The sequence below is a fragment of the Micromonospora sp. NPDC092111 genome (assembly GCF_044755745.1).
Classification (GTDB): Bacteria; Actinomycetota; Actinomycetes; order Mycobacteriales; family Micromonosporaceae; genus Micromonospora.
The window spans coordinates 391,221-412,792 of sequence record NZ_JBIVRQ010000001.1; the positions used below are offsets into that span (position 1 = coordinate 391,221).

General features: G+C 73.9%; 18 protein-coding genes. 14 read left to right on the plus strand and 4 right to left on the minus strand.

The window, feature by feature from the left end; translation table 11 throughout:
• Positions 1-253 precede the first annotated feature (253 nt).
• Positions 254-1,150: a LysR family transcriptional regulator gene (locus tag ACIQG9_RS01695; RefSeq protein ID WP_400397284.1), complete on the minus strand. Its 897-nt coding sequence runs from the start codon at positions 1,148-1,150 to the stop codon at positions 254-256.
• Positions 1,151-1,238: 88 nt separating this feature from the next.
• Here ACIQG9_RS01695 and ACIQG9_RS01700 point away from each other — a divergent pair, with 88 nt between their 5' ends.
• Both ACIQG9_RS01700 and ACIQG9_RS01705 read left to right on the plus strand, forming a co-directional pair.
• Positions 1,239-2,090 carry an NAD(P)-dependent oxidoreductase gene (locus ACIQG9_RS01700; protein WP_400397287.1) on the plus strand — a complete coding sequence of 284 codons (852 nt, stop codon included), beginning with the start codon at positions 1,239-1,241 and terminating at the stop codon, positions 2,088-2,090.
• Entirely contained in the window at positions 2,087-2,494 is a 408-nt protein-coding gene (locus ACIQG9_RS01705; protein WP_400397290.1) for a RidA family protein, read from the plus strand. The genes ACIQG9_RS01700 and ACIQG9_RS01705 overlap by 4 nt, the downstream gene beginning before the upstream one ends.
• A 92-nt stretch (positions 2,495-2,586) precedes the next feature.
• Here the strand turns inward: ACIQG9_RS01705 and ACIQG9_RS01710 are convergent, their stop codons facing one another.
• Together ACIQG9_RS01710 and ACIQG9_RS01715 are read right to left on the minus strand one after the other, a co-directional pair.
• Positions 2,587-2,856, minus strand: coding sequence for a GlsB/YeaQ/YmgE family stress response membrane protein (locus ACIQG9_RS01710; protein ID WP_400398758.1), 270 nt, complete (start codon positions 2,854-2,856; stop codon positions 2,587-2,589).
• A gap of 287 nt (positions 2,857-3,143) precedes the next feature.
• Positions 3,144-3,710, minus strand: coding sequence for a snapalysin family zinc-dependent metalloprotease (locus tag ACIQG9_RS01715; RefSeq protein ID WP_400397292.1), 567 nt, complete (start codon positions 3,708-3,710; stop codon positions 3,144-3,146).
• A gap of 216 nt (positions 3,711-3,926) precedes the next feature.
• On the opposite strand from ACIQG9_RS01715, the gene ACIQG9_RS01720 reads away from it, so the two are divergent.
• From ACIQG9_RS01720 to ACIQG9_RS01730, 3 genes are all read left to right on the plus strand, one after another.
• Positions 3,927-4,823: a calcium-binding protein gene (locus ACIQG9_RS01720; RefSeq protein ID WP_400397295.1), complete on the plus strand. Its 897-nt coding sequence runs from the start codon at positions 3,927-3,929 to the stop codon at positions 4,821-4,823.
• Between the two features lie 93 nt (positions 4,824-4,916).
• Positions 4,917-8,000, plus strand: coding sequence for an AfsR/SARP family transcriptional regulator (locus tag ACIQG9_RS01725; protein ID WP_400397298.1), 3,084 nt, complete (start codon positions 4,917-4,919; stop codon positions 7,998-8,000).
• Positions 8,001-8,160: 160 nt separating this feature from the next.
• Positions 8,161-9,555, plus strand: a complete 1,395-nt coding sequence (locus ACIQG9_RS01730; RefSeq protein WP_400397300.1) for a PLP-dependent aminotransferase family protein — start codon at positions 8,161-8,163, stop codon at positions 9,553-9,555.
• 61 nt (positions 9,556-9,616) lie between these two features.
• Here ACIQG9_RS01730 and ACIQG9_RS01735 read toward each other — a convergent pair whose 3' ends face one another.
• Positions 9,617-10,798, minus strand: a complete 1,182-nt coding sequence (locus tag ACIQG9_RS01735; protein WP_400397303.1) for a DUF3103 family protein — start codon at positions 10,796-10,798, stop codon at positions 9,617-9,619.
• A 788-nt stretch (positions 10,799-11,586) separates the two neighbouring features.
• On the opposite strand from ACIQG9_RS01735, the gene ACIQG9_RS01740 reads away from it, so the two are divergent.
• The 9 genes from ACIQG9_RS01740 (at position 11,587) to ACIQG9_RS01780 (ending at position 21,552) form a co-directional block, all read left to right on the plus strand.
• Complete coding sequence (locus tag ACIQG9_RS01740; RefSeq protein WP_400397305.1) at positions 11,587-12,585, plus strand: glycosyltransferase family 2 protein; 999 nt, start codon at positions 11,587-11,589, stop codon at positions 12,583-12,585.
• On the plus strand, positions 12,582-13,838 hold the full coding sequence (locus ACIQG9_RS01745) for a glycosyltransferase 87 family protein (protein WP_400397308.1): 1,257 nt from the start codon (positions 12,582-12,584) through the stop codon (positions 13,836-13,838). The genes ACIQG9_RS01740 and ACIQG9_RS01745 overlap by 4 nt, the downstream gene beginning before the upstream one ends.
• Positions 13,838-14,842: a glycosyltransferase family 2 protein gene (locus tag ACIQG9_RS01750; RefSeq protein ID WP_400397310.1), complete on the plus strand. Its 1,005-nt coding sequence runs from the start codon at positions 13,838-13,840 to the stop codon at positions 14,840-14,842. Before ACIQG9_RS01745 ends, ACIQG9_RS01750 begins: the two co-directional genes overlap by 1 nt.
• Positions 14,839-15,915: a glycosyltransferase family 2 protein gene (locus ACIQG9_RS01755; protein ID WP_400397313.1), complete on the plus strand. Its 1,077-nt coding sequence runs from the start codon at positions 14,839-14,841 to the stop codon at positions 15,913-15,915. Before ACIQG9_RS01750 ends, ACIQG9_RS01755 begins: the two co-directional genes overlap by 4 nt.
• Positions 15,912-16,946, plus strand: a complete 1,035-nt coding sequence (locus ACIQG9_RS01760; protein ID WP_400397316.1) for a lysylphosphatidylglycerol synthase domain-containing protein — start codon at positions 15,912-15,914, stop codon at positions 16,944-16,946. Before ACIQG9_RS01755 ends, ACIQG9_RS01760 begins: the two co-directional genes overlap by 4 nt.
• Positions 16,947-17,022: 76 nt before the next feature.
• Positions 17,023-18,345 (plus strand): aspartate aminotransferase family protein, encoded by a 1,323-nt coding sequence (locus tag ACIQG9_RS01765; protein WP_400398759.1) that lies wholly within the window; start codon positions 17,023-17,025, stop codon positions 18,343-18,345.
• The gene (locus tag ACIQG9_RS01770; RefSeq protein WP_400397319.1) at positions 18,339-19,382 is read left to right on the plus strand and encodes an NAD-dependent epimerase/dehydratase family protein; all 1,044 of its coding nucleotides are present in this window, start codon (positions 18,339-18,341) and stop codon (positions 19,380-19,382) included. Before ACIQG9_RS01765 ends, ACIQG9_RS01770 begins: the two co-directional genes overlap by 7 nt.
• The gene (locus ACIQG9_RS01775) at positions 19,382-20,332 is read left to right on the plus strand and encodes a UbiA prenyltransferase family protein (protein ID WP_400397322.1); all 951 of its coding nucleotides are present in this window, start codon (positions 19,382-19,384) and stop codon (positions 20,330-20,332) included. Before ACIQG9_RS01770 ends, ACIQG9_RS01775 begins: the two co-directional genes overlap by 1 nt.
• Positions 20,329-21,552, plus strand: coding sequence for an endonuclease/exonuclease/phosphatase family protein (locus ACIQG9_RS01780; protein ID WP_400397324.1), 1,224 nt, complete (start codon positions 20,329-20,331; stop codon positions 21,550-21,552). The genes ACIQG9_RS01775 and ACIQG9_RS01780 overlap by 4 nt, the downstream gene beginning before the upstream one ends.
• Positions 21,553-21,572 lie beyond the last annotated feature (20 nt).

The window sequence follows — 21,572 nt, forward strand, 5'->3', positions numbered from 1 at the left end:
CCAGACGCAACTTCTGGGTGGCAAGATAGGCGAGATCCATCAACGGGAATAGATGGTCGGGTGAACAGCGGATTCCCCGCACCGGTCACCCACGGTGACCGCGTCTTCTACCGGCTGAAACGGCAGTCGGTGCCGGCAGCGGTGTCAACTATTGGACAGTTGATTGTGTAGTCCGATCACGGGCAAAAGTGGGCAGGTCAGCGCACCGTACGCGACCGGGACGTAATCCCGGGTCGGCAGGGAGCCCGACGGCTCACCCCAGCCCGGTCGTCGCCCGGTCGAGGTGGGTGAGGAACCGTCGCACCGTCGGCGGTCGGCGGCGACCGGCGAGGGTGGCGGCGAAGACCCGCCGGACGGCGGCGTCGTCGGGGTGCAGGCGGAGCAGGGCGAGGTCGGACGGGGCGGCCCGGACGGCCAGGGCGGGCACCAGCGCCACGCCCAGCCCGGCGGCGACGCAGCCCAGCTTGCCGGTCCACTCGGCGGCGACGATGTCGATCCGGGGTCGGAAACCCGCCGGCAGGGTGGCCCGCAGCAGGCTCTCCTCGGCGGTGGCCGACCCGGCGATGAACGCGTCGTCGGCCAGTTCACGCAGCCGGACGGTGCGTCGGCGGGCGAGCCGGTGGGTCCGGGGCACCGCCACCAGCAGGACCTCGTCCACCAGGTGGTGCAGGTCGAATCGCTCGCCGTCGAGGGACCGGTCGGCCGCCGCGCTCACCACGACGACGTCCGCGTCCCCGGCGAGGAGCCGGTCCAGCAGGCCGGGCGTCAGCCCCTCGACCAGGGACAGCGCCACCTCGGGGTGGGCGGACCGGAACGCGGACAGGGCCCGTGGAACCAGCGCGGCGACCGCCGTCGGGAACGCGCCGACCCGCAGCCGGCCGGCGGTCAGGTCGCGCAGCGCGGCCAGGTCCCGGCGGGCCACGTCGAGCCGGTCGAGCACCGCCTCGGCGTGGCCGAGCAGGCAGCGGCCCGGTTCGGTCAGGACCACGCCGCGCGGCAGCCGGTCGAACAGCGCCGACCCGGCCTCGGCCTCCAGCGCGGCGATCTGCCGCGACACCGCGGACTGGGTGTAGCGCAGGGTCCGGGCCGCCGCCGTGATGGAGCCGTGTTCGGCGACGGTGCGGAAGACGTGCAGGGTGTCCGGTTGCATGCGGCAAGCCTGCCATGCCACTGGTGCATGGCAGCGATGCGAAACATTCGCTGGTGGCATGGGAGGACACCACCTAGCGTTCCGGATCATGGACGTCATCGCACTGCTGGGCACCGGCACGATGGGCACCGCGATCGGCCGCCGGTTGCTGGCCACGGGGCAGCGACTCACGGTCTGGAACCGCACCCCCGCCCGGGCCGGGCCGCTCGTCGCGGCGGGCGCGCGGGCCGCCGCCACCCCGGCCGAGGCGGTCCGGGACGCCGACGTGGTGATCACCATGCTCAGCGACGCGCACGCCGTCCGGCGGGTGCTGTTCGGCACCGACCCGGCCGCGACCCCGCTGCGGCCCGGCACCCACCTGGTCGAGATGTCCACGATCGGCCCGCCGGCCGTACGCGAGCTGGCCGAGCTGCTGCCGGCGGGCGTACGGCTGGTGGACGCGCCGGTCGCCGGCGGTGCCGGCGCGGCCGAGCAGGGTCGACTCCTGGTGCTGGCCGGCGGCCCGGAGGCGGCCGTCGACCGGGTCGCCCCGTTGCTGGAACTGCTCGGCACGGTCCGCCGCTGCGGGCCTGCCGGCAGCGGCGCGGCCCTGAAGCTGGTGCTCAACGTCGCCCTGGTCACCGCCGTCACGGCCGTCGCCGACACGCTGGCGGTCGCGGAGGCGGTCGGCGTGGACCGGCGGACGACGGTCGAGGCGCTCGCCACCGGCCCGCTGGGCGGCGCGGTCGCCCGGGCGACCGCCACGGACGCCACGTTCGCCGCCGCGCTGGCCGCCAAGGACGCCCGGCTCGCCCTCGACGCGCTCGGCGACACGGCCGCGCCCGTGCTGCGCGCCGCCGCGTCGGTGCTGGCGGCCGTACCCCGTCCGGACGACGACATCGCCACGGTGACCGGCGTTCGCCGCCCGGCCGCCACCACCCACGACAAGGAGCGACCATGACCGTGACCCTGGACAACCCCACCACCGTCGCCGCGCCGTTCGGTGACCGGTTCGCCCACGTCGCCCGCCTCGACCTGCCGGGCGGTGCCCTGCTCGTGCTCTCCGGCCAGGTCGGCGTCGACGACGACGGCGCGGTGGTGGCGCCCGGTGACGTCCGGGCGCAGTCCGAACGGATCTTCGAGCTGATCGGCGGCCTGCTCGCCGCCCACGGCGCCACGTTCGCCGACGTCATGCACGTCCGGACGTTCATGACCGACCTCGGGGACCTGGCCGGCTACGCGGCGGTCCGCGACCAGTACTTCCGGCACCCCAGGCCGGCCAGCACCACGGTGGAGGTGAGCCGGCTCTTCCTGGCGGGGGCGGTGCTGGAGGTGGAGGTGACCGCCGCCACGACCACCTCCTAGTCGCCGGCGGGCACGGGTTGCCCCGGGTGCCCGGCCGACGGACGCCGGTGCCGGCCCGCCCGGATCCGGGCGGGCCGGCGACCGCCGGAGCGTCAGTGCCGGCGGCGGCCGTAGGCGCCCGCGGCGAGGGACACGCCGATCGCGGCGAAGACGACCTGGATGAACAGCTCGATCCAGTCGATCCCGGCGGTGTCGGCCACCCCGAACGCGGCGGCCACGACAGTGCCGAGGACCGCCGCGACGACACCGATCACCAGGGTGAGCCAGATCGGGATGTCCTGCTTTCCCGGTACGACCAGCCGACCCAACGCGCCGATGATCAGGCCGATGACGATGGCGGTGAAGAACCCGGTTACTTCCACGATGGCCGTTCCCTTCCAGGGGTTGTCGCCTGCGTCCTCCACGGTGCCCCCTCCCGGCGGGTGGCGAAACCGGCGACGCCCGCCCGGCGGTTTTCTTCACCGGACTGTCATGGCTCCGCGCGGCAACCGTCATTCCGCCGGCCGGACGCCGTCCCGAGAGGTCGGGGCCGGGGTGGCGGGGCGCGCCGGAGGTCGGGTCAGGTCGTCGAGCCGGGCCCACGCACGAGCCCCGGCCGGGACCGGCGTGGTCGCCGGCCCCGGCCGGGGCGGTGGTCGGTCGGTGGACGTCAGCGCTGGGCGCCGACCGTCGCGGGTGCCGGCCAGCTACCGGTGAAGACGCCGGGGCCGGTCGCGCTGCGGGCGGCAAAGCCGAAGTAGGCGTCGACCTGGGCGGCCTCGCTGGTGCTCGGGTACGGGTTGGTGCAGCCGGTGCCGGCGCTGCCGCCGGACATCAGGATCGCGCAGTTGCCGTTGTAGTTGTCCGGCAGGCCGAGGATGTGCCCGATCTCGTGGGTCATGATCCGCAGCGGGCTGTACTGCTGGGCCTGGTAGTAGTCGATGACCACGCGACCGTTGCCGAGGCTGGTGCGCTGGGCGTACGAGCCACCGCCGTAGGTGTAGTAGATCATCAGGTTCGAGCCGCACTGTGCCATGTTGATGTTGTTGGTGTAGTTGTTCCAGATCGTGGCGGCCTGATTGGCGTAGCTGGCGAACGGGCCGGCCTGGCTGGTGTTGTAGCAGACGTTACGGACGGCGGCCGAGGCCGGCGCGGCCTGCACGGCGGTGAGGCCGAGCGCCGCCATCGCCAGGGCGGCGAGGGTGGCGAAGGTACGGGACACCTTGGACAGACGCATTGCTCACGCTCCACTTGGGGGATGGGTCGAGCGGGGACCCCGACAGCCTATTAATCGACTGAGATCGATGCAACCTCTCGCCCGCCGTGGTCGCCGCAAGCGGATCGCAACCACACCCTGGTCCACTTCGCGCGGTACGGGCGACGAAGCGCCCGAACGGACCCGTGGGAGGCTGCTGTGTCGGCAAGATTCCGTAAGGCCGCGATCGGTGCGTGCGTGACCCTGGTGGCGACCGTCGCGCTGCCGTACGGCGCCGTCCCGGCGTACGCCTCGGCGGGCGGATCCGCCTACGTCGTCGGCTCGACGCTGTATTTCGTCGCCCTCCCGGGCCAGCTCAACAACGTCATGATCAAGCTGAACGAGGACGACGGCCGGTACCACGTCGTCGACTGGGCCACGCCGATCGAGCCGAGCCCGACCTGCCACCCGGTCACCGGCAACGAGGTGTCCTGCGACTCGGCCGGCCTGACCACCGTCCGGGCCGACACCGGCGACCTCGCCGACACGCTCGGCGTACGCGGGACGTTGGTCTCGGTGCTCTCCGGCGGGTCCGGCGACGACCTGCTCCTGGCGGGCGACCTGGGCGGCACGCTCGACGGCGGCCCCGGCGACGACACGCTCGTCGGCGGAACCGGCGCGGACAAGCTGTACGGCGGCCCCGGCGACGACGAACTCACCGGCAACGACGGCGACGACCTGCTGGCCGGCGGACCGGGCGCCGACGTCACCTCCGGCGGGGCCGGCCTGGACACCAGCAGCTACGCCGACCACTCCCAGCCGGTGGTGGTGGACGCCGACGGCGTGGTCGGTGACGACGGCTCCTCCGGTGAACGGGACACCACCGCGAAGGACGTGGAGCAGATCATCGGCGGCCCGGCTGACGACACGCTGACCGGTGGGCCCGGCGACGACACCCTGGTCGGCGGCGGGGGCAGCGACCGGCTCTCCGGCGAGGCCGGCTACGACTGGCTGTACGGTGACGACCTGCCCGCCCGGACGGCCACCCGCACCGCCGATCGGGCCACCACCGCCGACCGGGCCACCGCCGACCGGGACGTCTGCCTCGTCGGCCCCGGCGGCGGCGCGGCGTCCGACTGCGAGATCGTCCGGTGAGCTGAGCCCGGACGGTAATCCTCCCGACAGTCCGGGCGTCGTACTGGCTCAACCCCGACGCGTCGTGCTCTCCTCCTTCCGAGGAGGAGAGCGATGACGGCGATCGGTACGTCCCCCGCCACCCTGGACATCCGGTTGCTCGGACCGCTGGAGGTCGGCGGCGGCGACGCCCGCGGCGGCGCACCGCCGCCGTTGGGTGGTCCGCGGCAACGGACGCTGCTCGGGCTGCTGGCCCTGCGGGCCCCACGGGTCGTCTCGGTCTCCCACCTCATCGACGGGATCTGGGGCGACGACCCGCCCGGCTCGGCGACCAAGACCCTGCACGCCCACGTCGCGTACCTGCGGAGATCGCTCGCCGCCGCCGGCCTGGACCGGGCGATCGTCACCAGGGCGCCGGGCTACCTGCTGGCCGCCACGGCCGAGCAGGTGGACGCCCGCCGATTCGAGGACCTGGTCCGCCGGGGGCGCGCCGCCCTCGGCTCCGGCGCCACCGTCGCCGGGGTCGGCTGCCTGCGGGAGGCGCTGCGGTTGTGGCGGGGCGAAGTGCTCGCCGACTGCCCGCTCGGCGAGTGGGCCCGCGCCGAGGCCGCCGCGCTGCGCGAGGCCCGGTGGTACGCGCAGGAGGAGTTGACCGCCGCCGAACTGGTGCTCGGCCAGCACACCCGGGTGGCCGCCGAACTGGAGACGCTGGTCGCCGCCGAGCCGCTGCGGGAACGACTCTGGCAGCTACTGGTCACCGCCCTGTACCGCAGCGGACGACGCGGCGACGCGTTGGGCGCCTACCGGCGGGCCCGGGCCGTACTCGTCGAGGAGCTCGGCCTCGAACCCGGGCCGGCGTTGCGCCGGCTGGAGACGGCGATCCTGGCCGGCGAGCCGGTCGACGCCACGGGCGGTGTCGACGGCGCTGCCGCCGTCGTCCTCGCCGACCCGGCCACCGGGCTGCCCGAGTCGCCGGAGTCGGCCCTGCCGGTGCCGCTGACCAGCCTGATCGGTCGGCGGACGGAGACCGAGGAGGTCGCCGGAGTGCTCGCCGGCCGGCGACTGGTCACCCTCACCGGTGTCGGCGGGTGTGGCAAGACCCGACTGGCGATCGCCGTCGCGGCCCGGATCGCCGACCGGCACGAGTCCGACGCCAGGTTCGTCGATCTCTCCGCCACGACCGACCCGGAACTGCTGGCAACCATGGTGGCGACCACGCTCGGCCTGCCACAGCGCCCCGATCTCAGCCCGATCGACCTGCTGACCCGGCAGTTGCGTCCGCACCGGCTGCTGCTGGTCCTCGACAACTGCGAGCACCTCGTCGAACCCACCGCCGCGCTGGTCGGCTCGCTGCTGACCGGCTGCCCCGGGCTGCGGGTGCTCACCACCAGCCGGGAACCGCTCGGGGTGCCGGGCGAGTTGGCCTGGCCCGTGCCACCGCTGACCGTCCCGGCCGTCGCGGGCGACGGCAGCCGCCGGGGCCCCGGCAGCCTCGCCGAGCTACGCGGCTACGGCGCGGTGGAACTCTTCCTCGACCGCGCGGTGCTGCCGGCCGTCCGCGAGATGCACGACGACGACGCTCCCGCGCTGGCCGCGATCTGCGCGGGCCTCGACGGGCTGCCCCTCGCGCTCGAACTCGCCGCCGCCCGGACCACCGTGCTGACGCTGCGGGAGATCGCCGACCGGATCCACGACCCCGGCCTGCTGCGGACCACCCGGCCGGGCGGCCGAGGCCACCATCACGCCCTCGACGCCACCATCGCGTGGAGCTACCGGCTGCTCGATCCGGAGCTGCGGTCGGTGTTCCGGCACCTGGCGGTGTTCCACGGCGGCTTCACCCTGGACGCGGTCGAGGCGGTGGCACCACGGACCCGGGGCCGGGCCGTCGACGTCGTGGCCGACCTGGTCGGCAAGTCGCTGGTGGTGGTGGACCGCCGCCGGGCGGGCGCCCGGTACCGCCTGCTGGAGACGATCCGCCACTACGCCGCCGAGCGGCTGGCCGAGGGACCGCACGAGCTGGCGGAGGCACGTCGCCGGCACGCCGACCACTACCGGTCGCTGGCCGAGGACATCGACCGGAATCTGCACGGCCCGGAGCTGGACCGGCTGCTGGGCCGGCTGACGCTGGAGCACGACAACCTGGTGGCCGTCCTGGCCTGGTCCGCCGGGAACGGCTCCGGCCTCGACGAACTGCGGCTCGCGGCGGCCCTGGCCCGCTACTGCCACCTGCGGGGCCGGTACCGGGAGGGACGCCGGTGGTTGGAGGACGCGCTGACCCGGTCGGACGACGACGCCTCGCCCGAGTTGGCCCGAGCCCTGCTGGGCGTCGCCCACCTCGCCTTCTTCGAGTGCGACTACGCCGGCGCGACCGACCACGGCGAGCGGGCGCTGACCGTCCACCGGGCGCTCGCCAACCTGCCGGGCACCGCCCGGTCGCTGAGCCTGCTCGCCTCGGTGGACCGCGAGCGCGGCCGGTACGCCCGGTCCGGCCTGCGGTACCAGGAGGCGGTCGCCCTCTACCGCGAGGTCGACGACGACCGGGGCGTCGCCGACACCCTCCAGTTGCTCGGTTTCACCACCTGGCTGGCCGGCGACCTCGACCAGGCCGGCCGGCTCATCGACGACGCGCTGGCCCGGTTCCACCTGCTCGATGATCCGGAGGGCATCGCATCGGCCCGGGTACACCTCGCGGCGGTCGCCTGCCACCAGGGCCACCACGCACGGGCCCGCTGGCTGGCCGAGGACGCCCTGGCCCGCTTCCGCAAGCTCGGCTTTCAGGAGGGCGTCGCCTGGGCCCTGAACATCTGTGGCCTGGTCGCGCAGCACGACGGCGAGCCCGAACGCGCCGTCGGCCTGCTGCGCTCCAGTCTGGAGATCCACTGCGCGGTGGGTGACCGCTGGCGCGCGGCGAGCCTGCTGGAGGCGTTGTCCGGGGTACTCGCCGGCGGCGGCGACCCGGAGACCGCGGCCGAACTGCTCGGCGCGGCCTCGGCGATCCGCGACACGATCGGCGCGCCGGTACCGCCACAGGAACACGCCGCCCGGGACGAGGCCGAGGCCGCCGTGCACCGCGCGCTCACCGACCGGGAGTTCTCCGCCGCCCACGCACGCGGCGAGACGCTGCGGCTCGACGACCTGCCGGCCCGGCTCGCCGGGCTGACGCCGGCCGAGATCCGCCGGTTGCTGCCGCACGCCTGACCGCCCGGATCCGTCCGTCCGCGACCCGACGCGGGGCGGCCCAGCCGGGTCGCAAGGGTCACCGCAGCCACGGGTCAGCCGGGACGCAACCCTCCTCGCGTACCCAGGTGTCGGCAGCCGGGCTGGGCCGGAGCCGGACCGCGTGGGGGGACGTACGCGCATGCGCCATCGGGAGGATCTGACCATCGCCATCAACCTGGACCGCCGGGCCGGGCGGCCGTTACCCGAACAGTTGGCCGACCAGCTCCGCGCGGCCATCGACGCGGGAATGCTCGCCCGCCACACCCGGATGCCGTCGACCCGCACCCTCGGCACCCGCCTACAGGTGTCGCGGGGCGTGACCGTCGCCGCCTACGACCTGCTGTGCGGCCGGGGCTACGTCGAAGGGCGCCACGGCTCGGGCACGTACGTCGCCGCGGGGCCGGTCCCCGCCCCGCGACCCGGGCCGGCCCCGATGCCGGACGAACGACCGGATGACCTGGTCGACCTCACCCCGGGGCAGCCCTGTGCGGAGGCGTTCCCGCTGCCGGCCTGGCGGGCGGCCTGGCGCCGGGCGAGCTACCAGCGACCCCCGACGGGCCGCCTGCCGGCACACGGGCTGCCGCAGCTCCGGCACGCCATCGCCGCGCACCTCGCGGGCACCCGCCGCGCCGTGCCGGCGGGTCACCAGGTCGTGGTCACCACCGGGGCCGCGCACTCGCTGCGGATCGTGCTGGCGGCGCTCGGCCACCGGGGCGCGGCGGTGGCGATCGAGGATCCGGTGCCCCCCGAGCTGCGCCGTGCCGCCACCCACGGGACGGCCGGTCCGCTGCCGCTCCCGGTCGACGGGCAGGGCGCCCGGCTCGACGCCGTCCGGCCGGGCTGCGCCGTGGTGGTGCTCTCCGCCGAGGCGCACGTGCCGCTCGGGCATGTGCTGTCCACCCCGCGCCGGCGGGCGGTGGCCGACTGGGCCGGTCGTACCGGCGGCCACGTCGTGGAGATCGCCGCCGAGACGGTGCCCCGGCCGACCGGCCCCGACCCGCTGTCCCGGCTGCTGGACGCCGCCGGCCGGGCCCGGTTCGTGCTCGTCGGCGGCTTCGGCGCGCTGCTCACGCCCAGCCTGCACCTGGGCTACGCGGTCGTCCCCCGGGACCTGGCCGGGCAGCTCGCGGTGGACCTGGCGGACAGCCCGGAGCAGCCCTCCTACCTGACCCAGCTCGCCGTCGCGGACCTGCTCGCCGGCGGTGTCCTGCGCCGGCTGACGCGGCGGCTGGCGGGCATCGACGCCCGCAAACGCCAGCTCGTACGGGCGGTGCTGGAGCCGCTGCGCGGGCGGGTGGAGCTGGTCGCGCTCGACGCCGTGGGCACCGTCGGGTTGCGCCTGCCGCACGGCCCGTCCGCCGGCCGGGCCGCCGGGGAACTGGCCCGGCGCGGGCTCCTCGTGCACACGCTGGGCCGCTACTGCGGCCCGGCCGGCCCGGCGGCCGACGCGCTGCTGCTGGGCTACCCGCAGCTTCCGGATCCGGCGCTGCGCGGCGCGTTGACGAGACTGACCGACGTCCTGACCCACCTGTGACGGCGGTGGCGCAGGGGTGGACCCCGGCGGAGTCCACCCCTGCGCCGTCCGCGCGGAGCGGTCAGCTCGTCACGACCAGCGGCACGACCGTGATGATCGCGTTCGCGGAGACACCGAGGAAGGTCCCGGACTGTTCCCGGCTCATCATGTAGAACGCGTCGACGTAGTCGTCCTCGTCGGGCGGCAGCACGCTGAGCACGAGGTTGACCAGTGGCAGGTAGGCCGCCGCGCCGAGCACACCGAGGATGGCCCCGACCACGGCCTTGGCGACCGACTTGTAGTTCGTGCCGTCGTCCTCCTCCATGAGCAGCAGGTCGACGGCGTTCCACGTGAAGTTCGACCAGTTGATGAGCTGCTGGTGCGGGTAGTACGTCTTCCCGTCGTAGTCCAGGTACGTCATGTCGACGACGTCGGTGCGGCCCTTGCCGTTCTTGCCCTGCCCCATGACCAGCCCGTAGATCTCCGCGCGGCCCTTCACCCACGGCTCCTGGTCGTCGTGCAGGAAGATCCGGTCCAGCCGGGTCGCCGGGTACTGGGCCCCGCCGGCCGTCCGCTGGGAGGCACCGGCCGCCTTCCGCGCACCGCCCTCGGTCTCCCGCACGTCCCCGCTACTCACCACCAGGTCGCTGGCCATGCCGAGGGCGTTCAGCTCCGCGCTGAGCACGCGCATCCCCACCGGGCTGATCGCCTCGTCGTCGAGTTCCACCAGGACCACCGGCACGTCCGCCGGCCTGACGAGGTCCAGGTCGACCTGCCGGCCGCCGAGGTCGTACGCGGGGAAGGTGCCCTCCCTGGCCGAGTCCCCGGGCCCGGCGGCCAGCAGCGGCGGCACGCCGGCCTCGAGCTGCCGGGCCATCGCCGGGTCGCCCAACCGGGCCCGCAGCGCCGAGCCGCGCATTCCGTCCAGCCCCTTCAGGTCGATCACCCGGTCGTTGGCCTCGGTCGCGTACCGGCTGAACTCGACGCCCGCCGGGGACCCGGCGTCGGCCAGCACGGTCAACAGGTCCGCCTGCCCGTCGCGGACCATCCGGCCGAGGAACACCCGGAGCGCGACCTCGTCCTGGAGCGCGCGCAGCAGGTGCTGGTTCAGGTCGTCCTTGATCTGCTGCACCGGGGACACCGTGGGCGCCGCCGCCACCCGGGCCGGAACGGGTGCGGCCGTGGCGGCGGCGCTCAGGCCGGTGGCGGCCAGAGCGCCGACCACGGCCACCACCAGCAGACGTGAACCTCGTGGCTGTTTCATGGGTTGCTGCCCCTCTGTCGTTGGTGCCGGGTTCCGGTGCCAAGTCAACCGGCCGGCGCGCACCACCCCCAGGTCCACTGAGGTCCGCAGTTCGGGGGGACCACTTCTCCCGCCGAACGCAACGGAATCGGGTCCCGAAACCGTTTCCGATACCACCACAACGGGCCGATAAAGGGGCGCAAGCGGCCCAACGGAAGGAAATTGCAGCCACCTTCGGATGTCGCCAGCCCCGCTGGTTCACACTGCCGACACTTTTGTTTCGACCCTGATTCATTCGAGCCGGCCGGCCGCCGGCCACTGAGGATCGACCGGCCGACGCCGGCCGACGACACGCTCCACGCCGCAGCCTCATCCCGCTCCGACGCCCATCGGCACGCTCCCGATCGCGGCGCGACCCGCCGGAGCGGCGGAGAAACCCCCACCATCGACGCAATGCCCGAATATTGGCGGTTATCAAAGTTATTGATGATCATCCTGCCGCACAAACAATCTTTCGGGCATTCCGCCCAGGGAGATCGACCACGCATCCACCAAACGTGAGCCGATCTCCCGTCAAGTCCTTGACTGAGTCACCACGCAGCCGCAATATATAGGCGGCTATCGCTTGATCGACGTCGCGGTGACTATCGATTCGCCGACCTACGAGCGCGCGAAGACAGAGGCAAGGACGCCTCTTGGAATCTCGCCACCGAATGCTTCCGACAACACCGGACGCAATTGTTCACGGGGAAACGAACTGCCCTTCGGCGGCCGACACGTCGGCCGACTGACCGTGAAGGAGAGACGTCGTGGACCCGCTGGTCTCAGTCGTCATACCGTGCTACAACCGGGCGCGCACCGTCGAGTTGTGCGTCCGGTCGGCGCGGCAGCAGACGTACCCGTCCGTCGAGATCATCGTGGTCGACGACGCCAGCGACGACGGCTCCGCCGCGGTGGCCGAGGCGGCCGGCGCCACCGTCCTGCGGTTGGCGACCAACAGCGGCCCCGGAGCCGCCCGGAACGTGGGCGCCGAGCGGGCCCGCGGCGAGATCCTGTTCTTCCTCGACGCCGACGTCGCACTCGAACCCGGCAGTGTCGCCGCGGCCGTCGCGGCGCTGCGCTCCGCGCCCCGGCTGGGCGCGATCTGCGGGGTGCTGCGGCCGGAGTCGCTGCTGTCGCACAACCTCATCGCCGAGTACCGGGCCCTGCAGATGTACCACTGGTGGCTGGCCCAGGAGGGCCCCATGGAGGGGTTGCACACGGCCCTGTGCGCGATGCGCACGGAGGTGTTCCGCGAGATCGGACCGTTCGACCCCGACCTGCGGCACACCGAGGCACCGGAGTACGGGCACCGGATCCGCCAACGGTACGACGTGCGCAGCACCGCCGCGATCGCCGGCGTGCACGACCACGACACCACGCTGCGGGTGCTGCTGCCGAAGGTGTTCCTCCGGGCCCGCGCCAGCGCCGCCGACGTACGACCCGGGGAGGTGCTCGGCGGGGCCACCTCGCGGGTGCTGGCCAGTGCCCTGGTGCTCGCCGCCGTGCTCACGGTGCCGGTGCCGCTGGTCGCCGGCGCCGGCGCCGGGGCGGTGCCGCTGGCGCTGCTGGCCGGCGCCGTCGCGCTGGACGCCGGCACCTACCGCCGGGTGGCGGCCGACCGGGGCATCGCCTTCGGCCTCCGGTTCGCCTCGGTCCACCTGCTCTACCAGCTCACCTCGGCGGCCGGCGCGGTGCTCGGAACGGCACAGCGGGTGCTGCGCCGCGTCACCTGGCGGGCCACCCCCTCGGTCGGGGTCCCCCGGTGACCGTCCTGCCCCGGGACCGGACGCGCGGCGCGGTCGCCGGCACCGTACTCCTGGCCACCGTCGGCACCACGATCGCCGCGATCGCGGCCGTGCACTGGGTCGCGGCGCGCACCGGGAGCACCTGGTCCCCCGGTGGCGACCTGGCGGTCTACCGGGAGGCCGCCGGGGCGGTCGTCGCGGACGGCTCGCCGTACGGGGTCAGCCGCGACGGGTACGGCTTCGTCTACCCACCGTTCGCCGCGCTGGCGCTGACCCCGCTGGCGTGGCTCGGCCCGACGGCCGGGTTCTGGGGATGGACCGTGGTCTCGGCGCTCGCCGTACCGGCCGTGGTGTGGCTGCTGGTCGACCACCTCACCCCCGCCGGGGACCGGCGCCGCCCGACCCTGCTGGCCGCCGGCACCCTGGCCGTGCTGCCGCTGTCCCCGATCGCCGGGACGCTGCTGCTGGGCAACGTGAACATCCTCCTGCTGGCGCTGGTCCTGCTCGACCTGCTGCTGGTCACCGGGCGGCAGCGGGGGATCCTGGTCGGCGTCGCCGCCGGGATCAAACTGACCCCGCTGGTCTTCGTGGGATACCTCCTGCTGACCGGCCGGACCAGGGCCGGCATCACCGCCCTGCTGAGCTTCCTCGGCACGGTGGGGATCGGTTTCCTGCTCCTGCCCGGCGCCTCGGCGGCCTTCTGGGGCGGGACCTTCCTGGACAGCTCGCGGACCAGGCCGCCCGGCGAGGAGGCGTTCGGCAGCTCCATCCGGGGTGCCGTGCTGAACCTCCTGCCGGGCCCCGGCCAGCTCGCGTGGCTGCCGGCGAGCCTGCTGGCCGGCGTGCTGGGGTTGACCGTCGCGGTGTGGGCGAGCCGCCGGGGCGAGGAGCTGGCGGGGATCCTGGCGTGCGCGGTGACCGGGCTGCTCGTCTCCCCGGTCACCTGGTACGCGCACTGGGTCTGGTGCGTACCGCTGCTGGCGCTCGTCGTCGCGCGCACCCGACACCGGCCCGGCCACGCCCGGCTGCTCGTCGGCGGCCTGTGGCTGGTCTTCGCCCTGCCGCTGCCGTGGTGGGTCGCCTACGTCGTCGGCTGGGTGCCGGTCACCGAGCGGGCCTGGGTCATGCCGGTCGAGGTGCTCTACACCGTCACCGGCGCGGCGTTGCTGGCGCTGGCGGCGGTCTGGCTGGGCCGCGCCGGCCCAGCCGGGCGGTCCTGGGACACCCCGGCGGAGCAACCGTCGGGCCACGCGACGGCCGGCGGGTGGCTCTGATGGGCGCGTCCGACGCGGTGGCGGTGGTGGTGCCCAACTACAACAAGGCCAAAACCCTGCACGCCTGCCTCCAATCCATCTACGCCCAAACCCACCAACCCACCGAAGTCATCGTCGTCGACGACCACAGCACCGACCACTCCCCCGACATCGCCCGCCAATACCCCTGCACCCTCATCCACACCCCCACCAACTCCGGACCCGCCACCGCCCGCAACACCGGAGCCACCCACACCACCGCACCCCTGCTCTTCTTCGTCGACTCCGACACCGCCCTCGCCCCCGACGCCATCGAAAACGCCCTCCACACCCTCCACCACACCCCCCACGCCGGCATGGTCCAAGGCATCTACGACCCCCACCCCCTCTACGACGACGGACCCGTCGAGCAATACCGCGTCGCCTTCGAACACTTCTGGCGCACACGCAGCGTCGGACGACCACGCGCGGCGACGCTGTTCGCGGCGAGCCTGATCCCCCGGGCGGTGTTCGACGAGGTCGGCGGGTTCGACGAGGGACTGCGCACCGGCGAGGACGCCGAGTTCGGCACCCGGATGCCCGCCCGGTACCGCCTCGTGGTGACCGACCGGGTGCGCACCCGGCACGACGACGTCGACCGGTTCCTGCCGTTCGTCCGGGAGCAGTTCGGGTTCGCGACCGCCACGCCGATGGTGATGCTGCGGGCCCGGGGGCGGCGCAACGCCGGCACCGGGATGCGGGTGAACGCGATCTCGCCGACCGGGCTGGTGCTGTCCGGGCTGGGCCTGCTGACGCTGCCGTTCGTGCCCGTCCTGCCGTGGCTGCTGGCGCTGTGGCTCGTCCTGCTCGCCGGGTCGGCCGCGACGAGCCACGAGTTCCTCCGCTTCACCTACCGGTTCCGGGGCGCCGGCTTCGCCGCCTACGCGACGGGCATGCACCTGCTGCTCTACGCGCTGGCGGTGGTCGGCACCGGAGTGGGCGCCCTGCGGGTGGCCTACGCGCTGGCCCGGGGGGAGACGCGGTGACCGGGCCCGACGCGGTGGCGGTGGTGGTGCCCAACTACAACAAGGCCAAAACCCTGCACGCCTGCCTCCAATCCATCTACGCCCAAACCCACCAACCCACCGAAGTCATCGTCGTCGACGACCACAGCACCGACCACTCCCCCGACATCGCCCGCCAATACCCCTGCACCCTCATCCACACCCCCACCAACTCCGGACCCGCCACCGCCCGCAACACCGGAGCCACCCACACCACCGCACCCCTGCTCTTCTTCGTCGACTCCGACACCGCCCTCGCCCCCGACGCCATCGAAAACGCCCTCCACACCCTCCACCACACCCCCCACGCCGGCATGGTCCAAGGCATCTACGACCCCCACCCCCTCTACGACGACGGACCCGTCGAGCAATACCGCGTCGCCTTCGAACACTTCTGGCGCACACGCAGCGTCGGACGGGACACCGGCGCGCTGCTGGCCGCCGCCCTCGTGCCCCGGACGGTGTTCGACGAGGCGGGCGGGTTCGACGAGCGGCTGCGCGACGGTGAGGACGACGAGTTCGGCACCCGGCTGCCGGCCCGGTACCGGATCGTCGCCACCGACCGGGTACGCACCCGGCACGACGACGTCGACCGGCTGCTGCCGATGCTGCGCGAGCAGTTCACGCGGGCCCGGACGAAGCCCCTGCTCATGGTGCGGACGTGGCGGCGGCAGCGCGACGGCGCGGCGGGCGCCCGGGTCGGCATGATGTCGCCGGACCGCTTCCGGCACCTCGAATGGTCCGCCCGGCTGACCCTGGTGGCGTCGGGGCTGATCCTGCTGACCGTGCCGCTGACCGTGGTCCTGCCGTGGCTGCCGCTGACCTGGCCCCTGCTCGGCGGCGTGGTGGCGACCGCCAACCACGCCTTCCTGCGGTTCACCCACCGGCTGCGGGGGCCGGGGTTCGCCCTGTTCGCGGCCGGGCTGCACGTGCTGGCCCAGGTCACGCTCGTGGCCGGGCTCGGCGCGGGACTGCCACCGGCCGGGTACGCGCTGCTGCGGGAGCGGGCCGGCCGGGCCGCGACGCCCCCGGCGCGGGCGGAGGCACGGCGATGAGCCTGGACGTCTCGCTCGGCCCGGACCGGGCCGCCGGACGACCCGCGCCGCGCTGGCGCCGCCGGCTGTGGCGGCTGGTCACGGTGGTGTTCGGGCTGGTCGTGGCCGCCGCCGTCGGGCGGGCCCTCGCCGGCCAGGACTGGTCGGTGGTGGCCGTGCTGGTCGGGCGACGCGACGGCGTCGAGATCGGACTGCTGCTGGCCGGCGCCCTGCTGGCGGCGACCGTCGGCCCGCTGCTGGGGATGCTGTCCTGGCGGGCGATCCTGCTGGAACTCGGCCCGCCGGTCAGCCGGATCCGGTTGCTGCGCGTCTTCTTCGTCGGCTTCCTCGCCAAGTACGTGCCCGGCAAGGTGCCGGGCGTGGTCGCCGCCCTCAAGGTGGCCACGGCCAACGGGGTGACGCTGCCCCGGATGCTGGTCTCGGGCACGCTCAGCACGCTGCTGGTCCACCTGACCGGGCTGACCGTCGGCCTGCTCACCGGCGCGCAGGTGCTCGGCGGCCGGGCGGTGTGGCTGGCCCTGCCCGCCCTGCCGCTGGTGGTGGCGGTGTGCTGGCCGGCCGTGCTCGGCCGGGTCTCCCACCTGGTGCTGAAGCTGCTGCGCCGCCCCGAACCGGCCCGGCCGGTGTCCGGCCGGGCGGTCCGGGTGGCGGTGGCCTGGCAGACCCTGTCCTGGCTGGTCAGCGGCCTGCACCTGTGGCTGCTGGCGGTGGCCATGGGGGCCGCCCCCGGGCGCTCGCTGCCGCTGTGCGTGGGGGCGTTCGGGCTGGCGACCGTGGTCGGCGTGCTGGCGATCGTGGTCCCGGACGGGTTGGGGGTCCGCGAGGCCGTGCTGTCCGGGGCGCTGGCGCTGGTGCTGCCGGTGCCCTCGGCCGTGGCGGTGGCCGTGGCCAGCCGGCTGGTCACCACCGTCGGCGAGGTGGTGCTCGGCGGGGCGGCGTTGGGAGTGGTGGAGCTCGTCCATCGAAGGTCGTCCGCATCGGATGCGGCGTTGCCGAAGGAGATGAATGGTGCCCAGGTTGATCGGACTTGAGGAGTGCGAGGAGCTGACGGCGCGGGAGGTGCACGACCTCTACCGCCGGTACGTCAGCCGGTCGCAGGTGTCGCTGATGACCACGTTCGGCTTCGGCCGGGAACTGGTGGACCGGGCCGAGGGGGCCTGGGTGCACATGCGCGACGGCAGCCGGGTGCTGGACATGTCCGGCGGGGTCGGGGTGCTCAACCACGGGCACAACCACCCGCGGATCCTCGCGGCGCGGGCCCGGTTCGCCGAGCAGCGGCGGATGGAGGTGCACAAGGCGTTCTTCTCGCCGTACCTGGCGGCGCTGAGCCACAACGTGGCCGAACTGCTGCCCGGCGACCTGTCGATCTCCTACTTCCCGAACTCGGGGGCGGAGGCGAACGAGGGCGCGATCAAGCTGGCGTACAAGTACCACGAGGGCCGCCGGCAGACGATCCTGCGGGCCGACATCAGCTTCCACGGCAAGACCCTCGGCGCGGGCAGCCTGACCGGGTCGGCGGAGAACCACTTCCGGTTCCCGGGGCTGCCCAACGCGGTGGTGTACCCGTACGGCGACGTGGCGGCGGTGCGGGCGGCGGTGGAGGCCACCCGCCGGCCGGACGGCGGCTGCGACGTGTACGCGCTGATGGTCGAGCCGTACAGCGCGTCGAGCATGCGGCACTGGTCGGAGTCGGCGCTGCGGGAACTGCGGAAACTCTGCACCGACGAGGACATCGTGCTGATCTTCGACGAGGTGTACACCGGCTGGGGCAAGACCGGCAGCCTGTTCTACTTCATGCGGCACGAGGGCCTGCTGCCGGACATCCTCGCCTACTCCAAGTCGCTGGGCGGCGGGAAGGCGTCGATCTCCGGTTACACGGTGCGGGAGAAGCTGTTCCGCAAGGCGTACGACCGGCTCTCCGACGTGATCCTGCACAGCACCACCTACTACGGGTTCGGCGAGGAGACCGCCACCGCCATCGAGGCGGTCAACGTGGTGGTGGAGGACGACTTCCCGGGCCGGGCCCGGCAGATCGAGGCGATCCTCGGCCCGGGGCTGGACCGCATCCGCAAGGCCCACCCCGACGCGGTGGACCGGGTCGCGGGCGTGGGGTCGCTGTACGGCGTGTTCCTCGCCGGCGGCCCGAAGCTGCTGGACCTGGCCGGGAAGCTGGTGCCCGGCTTCGCCCACGACCCCCGGTTCGGCACGAAGCTGATCACCCTGTCGGTGATCGCGCACCTGTACCGCGAACACAAGATCATGACCTACTACAGCCCCAACGTGGAGAACCCGCTCATGGTCGCCCCGACCCTCATGGTCGAACCCGCGGACCTGGAGCACTTCCTCCAGGCGCTGGACGCCACCCTCGCGCTCGGGCTACGGCGGCTGCTGACCGGTTTCGTCCGGGAGAAGGTGAGCGCGGCATGGTAGGCGACGGCCGCCGGACCGTGGTGACCGGGGCGAGCGGCATGCTCGGCGGCTTCGTCGTCCGCCGGCTGGCCGACGAGGGCGTGCCCGTGCACGGTGTGGACCTGCGGGCCCCCGCCGACGCCGGGATCCCCGCCACGGTCGCCGACGTACGGGACCGGGCCGCGATGGCCGAGGCGTTCGCCGGGGCCGGCGCGGTCGTGCACTGCGCCGCCGCGCTGCCCAGCTACGCGCCGGACGAGATCCACTCGGTGATCGTCGACGGCACCCGCAGCGTCCTGACCGCCGCCCGCGACGCGGGCGTGCCCCGGGTGGTGCACATCTCCACCACCGCCGTGTACGGCCTGCCCACCCAGGTACCCACCCCGGAGACCCACCCCCGCACGCCGGTGGACGGCTACGGACGCGCCAAGGCCGCCGCCGAGCAGGTCGCCGACGAGTTCCGCGACGCGGGACTGTGCGTGCCGGTGCTGCGGCCGAAGACGTTCCTCGGCCCCGGCCGGATGGGCCTGTTCGCCATGCTCTTCGAGTGGGCGCACGAGGGACGCCACTTCCCCATCCTCGGTCGGGGCGACGTACGCATCCAGATGTGCGCCGTGGAGGACCTCACCGAGTGCGTGCTCGTCGCCCTGCGCGCCGACCCGGCCGACGCCAACGACACCTTCAACGTGGCCGCCGCCCGGTTCGGCACCCTCCGCGAGGACTTCCAGGCGGTGCTCGACGCGGCCGGCCACCACCGGCGCGTCGTCTCCGTCCCCGCCCGCCCCGCCGTGGCCGCCCTCCAGCTCCTCGGCCGCGCCCGGCTCTCCCCGGTGTACGACCGGCTGCTGCACAAACTCCTCGCCGACTCCTACGTCAGCACCGACAAGGCACGCCAACGCCTCGGGTTCGTCCCCCGGCACTCCAACCAGGACGCCCTGCTGTCCACGTTCCGCTGGTGGCAGGCCGAGCGCTCGCGGGGCGAGGCGCACCGGGCCGGCCGTACCAGCCGCGAACCCTGGTCGCAGGGCGCCCTCCGGGCCGCGAAGGTGTTCTTCTGATGAACCCCGTCGTGCACACCCCGGCGGTACCGGCCACCGGACCGCAGACCACCGCCGGCACCCGCACCGCCACCCTGGCCGGCGGCCTGGGCCGGCTGGCCCGCCCGGACCAGTGGCCCAAGAACGTCATCGTCATCTGCGTGCCGCTGCTCGACCCGCTGGCCTGGAACCGCGCCGCGCTGGCCGGCCTGGGCCGGGCGATCGTCGCGTTCACCCTCGCCTCCGTGCTCGTCTACGTCCTCAACGACCTGGTCGACCGGCGGCGCGACGCCGACAACCCGGCCCGGTGGCACCGGCCGATCGCCTCCGGGCAGGTCTCGCCACGGGCCGCGACCCTGTTCGCCGGGGCCGTCGCGGCGCTGCTCGTCACCCTGCTCACCCTCCAGACGGCGGCCACCGGCTGGCCCGTCGCCGCGTACCTGCTGCTCAATCTCGCCTACTCCCTGGGCCTCAAGCACGTACCGCTGCTGGATGTGTTCCTGGTCGCCGCCGGCTTCGTGCTCCGGCTCACCTACGGCTACCTGGCCACCGGCACCACCATCCCCGGCTGGCTGCTCACCGCCGTGTTCACCCTGTGCCTGCTGCTGATCCTCGGCAAGCGCCGGCAGGAGCTGAACGCCACCGGGGGTGTGCACCGGCCGGCTCTGCGTGGCTACACCGTCGCCCTCACCGAACAGCTCATGCAGCTCTCGGCCACCCTCACCGCCGGCAGCTACCTGCTCTACCTGCGCGACGAGGCGCCGCTGGGCGAGTACGCGTCCACGGCCGTGGTCGTGCTCACCCCGATGGCCGTCTTCGGCCTGTTCCGCTACCTGCAACTCGTCCTCGTGCACGACGCCGGCGGGAACCCGGTCCGGACCCTGGTACGCGACCCCGCGCTGGTGACGAACACCGCGCTGTGGGCCGCGCTGTCCGGTGGGCTGCTCATCGCCGCCCGGAGCCAGTGGTGAGAGCCGACGGGGAGGCCGGGTCGACGGGCGCCGCCGGGGCGGCGGGATCGCCGGTGCTGGCGGGCACCGCGCCGACCCGGCCCGCGACCGGGGGCGGCGGGCACCGGCGACCGGCACCGGCACCGGGGCGACGGTGGCCCGGCCGGGTGCTGCTCGCGGCGGCCGGGTCGTGGCTGGCGTTCGTGGTGGCGCACCTGCTGCTGTCCGGGCGGGCCTGGTGGTGGAACCTGCCGGATCTGGCCCCGCCGCTGCTCTTCCTCGCCGTGCCGGTCCTGCTGCTGGCCCTGGCACCGCTGGCGCGACCGGCCCGGGGCGTGGCCGCGGCGCTGGCGGCCGGGTCGCTGGTGCTCGGCTGGTCCTGCGCCGGCGTGAACGCCGCCGCCCTCTGGCACCGACCCGACCCGGCGCCCCCGGACGCGATCCGGGTGTTCTCCTGGAACACCTGGTACTGGGACCAGTTGGTGCGCACCGGGCCGCACGGCGAACCGATCCGCGACCCGGACCGGCTCTACCGCTACCTGCGGGCCCAGGCCGCCGACGTCTACCTGCTCCAGGAGTACCTGTACATCGACGGCGCGGACTGGGACCCGCTGCCGGTGACCGACGTGGACCGGCTGCGCCGGGAGTTCCCCGGCTTCCACGTCGCGGTCTCCGGCGAGCTGGTGACGCTGTCCCGCTTCCCGATCACCCTGGACCGGCCCGTCGACCTGCGCCCGTGGCTGGACCGGCAGTGGGCGGACCTCCCACCGGCCGACTCCCAGCTACCCGCGTACCACACGGTCAAGACGCTGCGCACCGACCTGCTGGTCGCCGGGCGCGAGGTGTCGTTCTACAACTCGCACCTGTACGTGCCGGTCGTCGGGCTGCCGGCCCGCCAACCCGACACCGCCGACGACGGGCTGGCCCGCCACGACCTGCGGCAGGCCAACTACCGGGCGCTCGCCGCCGACGTCGCCGACAACCCGCACCCGGTCGTGCTGGCCGGCGATCTCAACACCTCCCCGGCGATGCGGCTGCTGCACGCGCTGCCGGACCGGCTGGTCGACGCCACCGCCGCGCTGCGCTCCCCCTACCCGACCTCGTGGGCCCGCTACGGCCTGCCGCTGTGGCGGCTCGACTGGGTGTTCACCACCCCCGACGTGGACGTGCACGAGTACCGGATGGTGCCCCCGGACGGCCTGTCGGACCACAGCGGGCAGCTCGTCGTCGTGTCGCTGTGAAAGCTGTCGAGAAAGGACCC